Source organism: Staphylococcus sp. HMSC069D12 (assembly GCF_001810405.1).
Taxonomy (GTDB): Bacteria; Bacillota; Bacilli; order Staphylococcales; family Staphylococcaceae; genus Staphylococcus; species Staphylococcus haemolyticus.
Map to the genome: position 1 here is coordinate 1 of NZ_KV801097.1, position 7,047 is coordinate 7,047.

General features: G+C 31.6%; 9 protein-coding genes and 2 tRNA genes. All 11 read right to left on the bottom strand.

Features of this window, described 5'->3' with window-relative positions; all coding sequences use genetic code 11:
- Position 1: 1 nt before the first annotated feature.
- A tRNA-Gly gene (locus HMPREF2737_RS02430) sits at positions 2-75 on the bottom strand.
- Positions 76-96: 21 nt separating this feature from the next.
- A tRNA-Leu gene (locus tag HMPREF2737_RS02435) sits at positions 97-182 on the bottom strand.
- A 254-nt stretch (positions 183-436) separates the two neighbouring features.
- Positions 437-892 (bottom strand): SprT family protein, encoded by a 456-nt coding sequence (locus HMPREF2737_RS02440; RefSeq protein WP_037552009.1) that lies wholly within the window; start codon positions 890-892, stop codon positions 437-439.
- A complete protein-coding gene (locus tag HMPREF2737_RS02445; RefSeq protein WP_037552006.1) occupies positions 885-3,032 on the bottom strand; it encodes a Tex family protein in 2,148 nt (715 codons plus the stop codon). Before HMPREF2737_RS02445 ends, HMPREF2737_RS02440 begins: the two co-directional genes overlap by 8 nt.
- Before the next feature lie 249 nt (positions 3,033-3,281).
- A complete protein-coding gene (gene sigB, locus HMPREF2737_RS02450) occupies positions 3,282-4,052 on the bottom strand; it encodes an RNA polymerase sigma factor SigB (RefSeq protein WP_037552004.1) in 771 nt (256 codons plus the stop codon).
- Positions 4,027-4,479, bottom strand: coding sequence for an anti-sigma B factor RsbW (gene rsbW, locus HMPREF2737_RS02455; RefSeq protein ID WP_052071620.1), 453 nt, complete (start codon positions 4,477-4,479; stop codon positions 4,027-4,029). Before rsbW ends, sigB begins: the two co-directional genes overlap by 26 nt.
- A 28-nt stretch (positions 4,480-4,507) precedes the next feature.
- A complete protein-coding gene (locus HMPREF2737_RS02460) occupies positions 4,508-4,834 on the bottom strand; it encodes an anti-sigma factor antagonist (RefSeq protein WP_011275274.1) in 327 nt (108 codons plus the stop codon).
- A 98-nt stretch (positions 4,835-4,932) separates the two neighbouring features.
- Positions 4,933-5,934, bottom strand: a complete 1,002-nt coding sequence (locus HMPREF2737_RS02465; protein WP_037551998.1) for a SpoIIE family protein phosphatase — start codon at positions 5,932-5,934, stop codon at positions 4,933-4,935.
- A 306-nt stretch (positions 5,935-6,240) separates the two neighbouring features.
- A complete protein-coding gene (locus HMPREF2737_RS02470) occupies positions 6,241-6,606 on the bottom strand; it encodes a type II toxin-antitoxin system PemK/MazF family toxin (RefSeq protein WP_011275272.1) in 366 nt (121 codons plus the stop codon).
- Entirely contained in the window at positions 6,603-6,773 is a 171-nt protein-coding gene (gene mazE, locus HMPREF2737_RS02475) for a type II toxin-antitoxin system antitoxin MazE (RefSeq protein ID WP_037538759.1), read from the bottom strand. Before mazE ends, HMPREF2737_RS02470 begins: the two co-directional genes overlap by 4 nt.
- Positions 6,774-6,858: 85 nt before the next feature.
- On the bottom strand, positions 6,859-7,047 hold a 189-nt coding region (locus HMPREF2737_RS02480), incomplete at its 5' end, for an alanine racemase C-terminal domain-containing protein (RefSeq protein ID WP_305366835.1).

Consider the following 7,047-nt stretch of genomic DNA (forward strand, 5'->3'; position numbering starts at 1 on the left):
ATGGAGCGGGTGATGGGAATCGAACCCACAACATCAGCTTGGAAGGCTGAGGTTTTGCCATTAAACTACACCCGCATATTAAATTAAAAGTTTATTTGGTGCGGCCGAGAGGACTTGAACCTCCACGGGATTTCTCCCACTAGGCCCTCAACCTAGCGCGTCTGCCATTCCGCCACGACCGCTGGCAAAACGCAATAATTACTATTAACTATCGAGAACATAAATTATTGTAAATGTTTTGTAATGAAATGTCAATAACTTTTTAACATATTTTTAAAGACGTTTTACAATCAATTAATGTTTAACTCTTTTATTAAAGCAACGATATATACTATACATGTTTTTATAATTAATGTCAACATTTAATAAACAAAAATATTCAGATCTACAATTATTGTAAAAGTAGACCTGAATTTCAATTTTAGTTACTTAGTAACTAAGTTAAATGTTCGATTAGTGACAACTTTCCATTGCAAATTCCACACCTCATCTTCCGAACATCTACTTTCCTTATCCTTAAATATTTGCAACCACATGATTGACATTTATATAAATAATTAGCACGCGCTTCATATGATTGAATAGGTTTACAAAATCTCGGAGCACCGACTTGCTTACTCAACATTTTAAAGTCTGGATCTTTATGTTTATAACCTTTTCCACCTAAATGCAGATGATAGTGACATAATTCATGTTTAATTATATCGATTAGTGCATTTTTACCATAATACTGATATTGTTTAGGATTAATTTCAATGTTATGTGAATCTAAAATATAACGTCCACCTGTAGTACGTAGCTTATTATTAAACAAAGTATTATGACGAAAAGGTTCACTAAAATATCGGTTTGAAATGCTTTCAACCATATTTTGAAGTTCATTATTATTCATGTGGATCAATCATTGTTAGAGAAACTTTTCCTTTATTTTGATCAATATCAAGAATCCAAACTTCTACTATATCTCCAACACTAACTATATCCATAGGATTTTTGACGAATTTTTTTGATAATTTAGATACGTGTACTAATCCGTCTTGTTTCACACCTATATCTACAAATGCTCCGAAATCAACAACATTTCTTACTGTTCCACTTAATTTCATACCTTCTTTTAAATCTTCAATAGATAGTACATCAGATTTTAGGATAGGCGTTTCAAACTCATCACGAGGATCTCGATTAGGTGCCATTAGAGATTTAATAATATCCTCTAAGGTTGGTACTCCAACATTTAATTGTTCAGCTATTTGATTTGTGTTTATTTTGGATAATTCAGCTTTTAACTTGTCAGTACCTAAATCATTGATATCAAAATTTAAAACTGTCAATAATTCATATGTCACATCATAACTCTCAGGGTGAATTGATGTATTATCAAGTGGTTCAGAGCCATCTACAATACGCAAAAATCCTATACTTTGTTCGAATGTTTTAGCACCTAATCGTTTCACTTTACTTATTTCTTTATTGTGCTTGATTGCTCCATTTTCTTCACGGTAATCAATAATGTTTTGAGCTATTGCACTAGATAGACCAGAAACATACTGTAATAAAGATTTTGATGCTGTATTTACATCTACACCAACTTGGTTTACGGCTGTTTCAACAACAAATGTTAATGCACTTTCAAGTTCTTTCTGATTTACGTCATGTTGATATTGACCCACACCAATAGATTTAGGATCTATTTTAACTAATTCACTTAATGGGTCTTGAACTCGTCTTCCTATTGAAACAGCACTTCGTTCTTCAACTTGAAAATTAGGAAACTCAGATCTAGCAATTTCTGAAGCAGAATACACTGAGGCCCCTGCTTCATTGACAATAATAAATTTAATATCTAAATTATATTTTTTGATAACATCTGCAACGAATTGTTCAGTTTCACGACTTGCTGTACCATTACCAATTGCAATAAGTTCTATATTATTTTCTTTAATCATTCGGACAATTTCTTTTTCAGATGCATCTACTTTAGATTTAGGTGGATGTGGATAAATTACACTTTTATCAATAAAAGTCCCATAAGGATTAATGACTGCTAGTTTACATCCTGTTCTAAATGCTGGGTCAACTCCTAATATTTGCTTACCTTTCATAGGCGGTTGCAACAATAAGTGATTTAAATTTTCACTAAAGACCTCAATAGCATGTTGTTCTGCTTTCTCAGTTAAATCAGCGCGTATTTCTCTTTCAATCGAAGGCATTATTAACCTTTTTAAACTGTCCTCAATTGCTAATTTTATATAATCTCCATGTGGATTATTACTTTTAACCTCATTTTTTTCAATAGCACTTGCTACTTGTTGAGTATCAAATTCTACTTTGACTGAAAGCACTTTTTCTTTTTCACCACGATTCATAGCTAGCACTCTATGATTAGCAACGTTCTTAATAGGTTCCACATAATCATAGTACATTGCAAATGTTTCTTTTTCATCATCCGCTTTTTTCTTCTTAGCCGTTACTATATTTCCTTGCCTATAAATATCTTTCAATATACGACTGCGATACTTAGGATTATCTGAAACGTGTTCAGCAATGATATCTAACGCTCCTTGAATTGCCTCGTCAACAGTAGCTACTTCATCATTAATATACGCCTCAGCTTTTTGACTCAATTCACCCTGTTGACCATCACTAATCCATTGGGCTAAACTTTCAAGTCCTTTTCGCTTAGCTTCAGTTGCTCTTGTTTTCTTTTTTTGTTTAAAAGGTCTATAAAGATCCTCGACACGCTGCAATTTGGTTTGTTTAAGAATATCTTCTTTTAATTCATTTGTTAATAAACCTTGTTGTTCAATATTATGTATAACTTCATCTTTTCTTTTCTGTAAATTTGCAACATATTGATATTCGTCAGAAATTTGTTTGATTTGAACTTCATCCAAACCACCCGTTGCTTCTTTACGATATCTTGCTATAAAAGGAACAGTATTATTTTCTTCTAGCAATTCTAATACGGATTTTACTTGTTTTTCAGAAAATTGATATTTAGACACTATTTCATTCATTAACATTTTATCCATTTATATAACCACACTTTTCAAAAATTCTTATTTCTCTAAGTATACAATATTTAATTTTAAGCATTGCTTTTTTAATTCAAAAGTAAAAAAGGAGTCGGATAGAATTCATAGTGAATTCATTGTCCCACCCCTACATAGATGACTAGAACTGAAAAACTACTAGTTGAACTATTTATCAATACGTGCAACAATTGCGACTGTCCACTATAGTTTTATATAATTAATGTTCTAGACTCTAAATGTAATATTTTATTGTTTAGCAGCTTGTTGCAATTTCTTAATTGCAGTTCTTTGTAAGCGTGATACATGCATTTGACTTAATCCAATACGTTCCCCAGTTTCTTTCTGGCTTAATCCTTCTATGAACGTGCATTGAATAATTTCTCTTTCTCTATCTGAGAGAATAGGCAAAATACGTTCAAGAATCATACGTTTTTCAGTTAAGTCATAATTATCATCTTTTTGCCCCATGATATCTAATAGAGTTACTGTTGAACCATCTTTATCTGCCTCAATTGAATGATCAACACTAAGCGCGTTATAGCTTTGACCCATTTCCATAGCTTCTAACACTTCTTCTTCTGAAACTTCTAAACGATCAGCAATTTCTGCAATTGATGGGGATCTTTCCAACTCATTTGTTAGTTCATCGCTTACTTTTTTGATACGTGGGCCTATCTCTTTTATTCTTCTCGGAACATGAACACTCCAAGTTTTATCCCTTAAATATCTCTTAATCTCACCAATAACAGTCGGTACTAAGAATGCTTCAAATTTGCGATCAAAAGACAAATCAAATCTGTTAATAGCACCTATTAAACCAACCATACCAACTTGAACTAAATCTTCATGATGTGATTGTCCTTTAGAATACTTATAAGCTAAAGATTCAATTAATTTTCGATAATGATTAACTAATCTATCTTGAGCTTCTGTATTAGCGTTATCTTGATGTTCTTTAATCCATTGGTTAATTTGCTCAGGTGATACATCATTAACTGATTTCAACTCTTTCGTCATTATTTGGCACCTGCTCTTTTTTTATATACTTAATCATGCTGATTGTTACACCAGATTCTTTAAAGACTTTCACTTCATCCATCAAGGATTCAATTAAGAATAAACCAAGTCCGCCTTCACGTAAGAAATCGATATTTTCATTCTCATCGTAAGGTCCTAGCTGTGATTTAGTCGTTTCATAATCAAAACTTTCACCTTGATCTGAGATAACTATTTTTATTTTATCATCAAATAACTCAAAACATAAATTTATCATACCATTTGTTTCATCATTTTTATAAGCATGCTTCACTGCGTTAGTAATGGCTTCACTTACTGCAATTTTAGAATCTTCTATATCGTCGTAAGATGCGCCTGCTCTTGAGAATACCCCTGATAGAGTTAAACGAATTAAACTCACATACTCAGCAGAGGCAGGCAATTTCATCTCGATATAATCATTTTTAATAGGCAAGTTACTCTACCTCCGTTCCTTCATTGACATGCATTAAGTCCTTAAGGCCAGTAATATCAAATAATCTTCCGATTCTATCTGATACACCTAAAATATATAATTCTTTATCATTTTGATTCAAAGCTTTTAATGTTCCTACAAATAAACCTAATCCTGTAGAATCCATATAACTAACGTTTGTCACATTCACGTGAATATCATGAGTACCTTCTTGACGCATTGGCATCAAAACTTCTTCTAATTCAGGTACTGTATAAACATCTAATTCCCCAGCCACAATGACTTCATAATATTCATCATGTGTTACCGTCTCAATGTTAAGGTTCATAGTTCTTACACTCCTAGTTTAGTCTTTTGTTACTAATAATATGTATACTTTAGTAAGTATACCCATAGTTAGATTTATATAATCTAAAAATTTAATATTTAATTTACACGTTTTATAATCATAATAGTCATATCGTCACGTTTGTTAGGGTTTTGTATTTTTAATATAGCTTCATATAATATTTGTACTATATCTTGTGGATGCATATGCTTATACTTACGTATGAGGTTCAACAATGTGTTTTTAGCTATGAATTCACCATCTGTGTATCTTGCTTCTGTAACACCATCAGTAAATATGATAACTAAATCATCTAAATGAATGGGAATTTCTTGTTGTCTATAACGAGTGTGCTGACTTACACCTAAGACTCTTCCTCTAACTTCAATTTCTACAAATGTTTCAGTTTCCGCTCTATATATATATCCAGGTTCATGACCTGCAGAACTACAATAAAGTAGATGGTTCATTTCTTCATATAATCCGTAAAACATAGTCACAAACATATTTTGATTTACGTTTTTCTCCACAACACGATTAAGACGTTTCAATCCATCACTTGGTAATTGGGAATGCCCATAGGAGTCCATTCCGAATTTAATCATACTCATAGCTAATGCAGCTGGAATTCCTTTACCTATAACATCAGCAATAGCGAAACTCATCGTTCCATCTCTATGATCAATTAAATTAAAATAGTCGCCACTCACTTTTTGAGCAGCAACTGAAATCACACCAATCTGTATACTATCAAATTGAGGGATATCAGTTTTTAACATTGTCTGTTGAAGCCTAGAAGCTAAATCAATTTCTTTATCGTGGAATTGCATTTTATCAACTAACTTTTGGTAGTCTCGATAACTATATCCAAACCCTTTTACAACCTCTTGTAACACATCTAATGTATCAAAAATTTGTTCTTTATTTAAATTTAAGGAGGATACATATGATTTGTGTATATTCACAATATCTTCAGGTAGAATATCTTTTTTAATTACTTCATCTGTAAAATCATTACACTTTTCTAGAAATTGTTGTTTATTTTGCGTAACTAAACTTTCATCAATAAGTTGCTTATAATGCTGCTTACATTCTTCCACAAATCTGCCTCCTTGCTTCAATATATCTATCACTTAGAACTTTTTATATGCATATGGTATTTATTAATAAAATTCATTATTGTTAAAACCATAATATTAAATAATATGCTTTATATTTAAAAAAGACTTTAGGTATTACCTAAAGTCAACAACTAAAGACTATCAATTAATCTAGTACTTACCTTCAAATAGGACTAATATGTATTAAGTACATAGAAATTAAAGTACGAAAATTCGAATAACTGAATTTAAAATATTGTCTTTAATAGTTAAAATGAAATACTTTTGAATTATACATGAATTAAGTTATGTATTTTGCGTTTTAACTTCATCATGCAATCCTAGACTAATGTCTAGTGCTTCATCTACTTCTTGCATTTTCTCATCAGATAGATATGTTAATTTTTCTTTTAGTCGTTTTTTATCTAATGTTCTAATTTGCTCGAGTAGAATTACTGAATCTTTATCAAGTCTGTATTTCTTTTTCTCGATTTCAACATGTGTGGGTATTTTCGCTTTATTAATCCTTCCCGTAATCGCAGCAACGATTACGGTAGGACTATATTTGTTGCCAGTATCGTTTTGAATGATAACTACAGGTCTGACTCCCCCTTGTTCTGAGCCCTGTACTGGTGACAAATCAGCTAAATATACATCGCCTCTTCTAATCATTCACTTTTATAATTAGAAATAATGTACGTTTCGTTGCAATCACAAGCTTCGCATTCTAGAGGAAAAGCTTCTGTCGCTAGGGAGAGATTTAATTCGGCCATTTGTGCATAGCCTTCTTTTAAAGATTGTTCAAGACTGTGACTTCTATTTTGATTGAAAGTAAGCATAATATGAACCTCCAGTTGATACCAAATAAGACATTATAAACTTTAATTAATTTTATAATAACAAATTTTATTTCAAGTGACTATACTATTTTAATAATTCATTAGTTACATGCATCTGGTCATCAACTTGATAGATTCTAGGTAAACGTCTACCTAAATTACATAAAACTTCATAGCTAATCGTGTCTTGTTTTTGAGCTAAAGTTTCAGCTGATTGAGGTGAATCATAAGTATTATCTAGAAGTGTCACAGTGTCTCCCTCTTTTACATCATC

Excerpts from the sequence above, each read along its gene's own strand:
- sigB (WP_037552004.1), bottom strand. The coding sequence starts at position 4,052 with ATGACGAAAGAGTTGAAATCAGTTAATGATGTATCACCTGAGCAAATT.
- HMPREF2737_RS02470 (WP_011275272.1), bottom strand. The coding sequence starts at position 6,606 with ATGATTAGAAGAGGCGATGTATATTTAGCTGATTTGTCACCAGTACAG.
- rsbW (WP_052071620.1), bottom strand. The coding sequence starts at position 4,479 with ATGAAATTGCCTGCCTCTGCTGAGTATGTGAGTTTAATTCGTTTAACT.
- HMPREF2737_RS02440 (WP_037552009.1), bottom strand. The coding sequence starts at position 892 with ATGAATAATAATGAACTTCAAAATATGGTTGAAAGCATTTCAAACCGA.
- HMPREF2737_RS02445 (WP_037552006.1), bottom strand. The coding sequence starts at position 3,032 with ATGGATAAAATGTTAATGAATGAAATAGTGTCTAAATATCAATTTTCT.
- HMPREF2737_RS02460 (WP_011275274.1), bottom strand. The coding sequence starts at position 4,834 with ATGAACCTTAACATTGAGACGGTAACACATGATGAATATTATGAAGTC.
- mazE (WP_037538759.1), bottom strand. The coding sequence starts at position 6,773 with ATGCTTACTTTCAATCAAAATAGAAGTCACAGTCTTGAACAATCTTTA.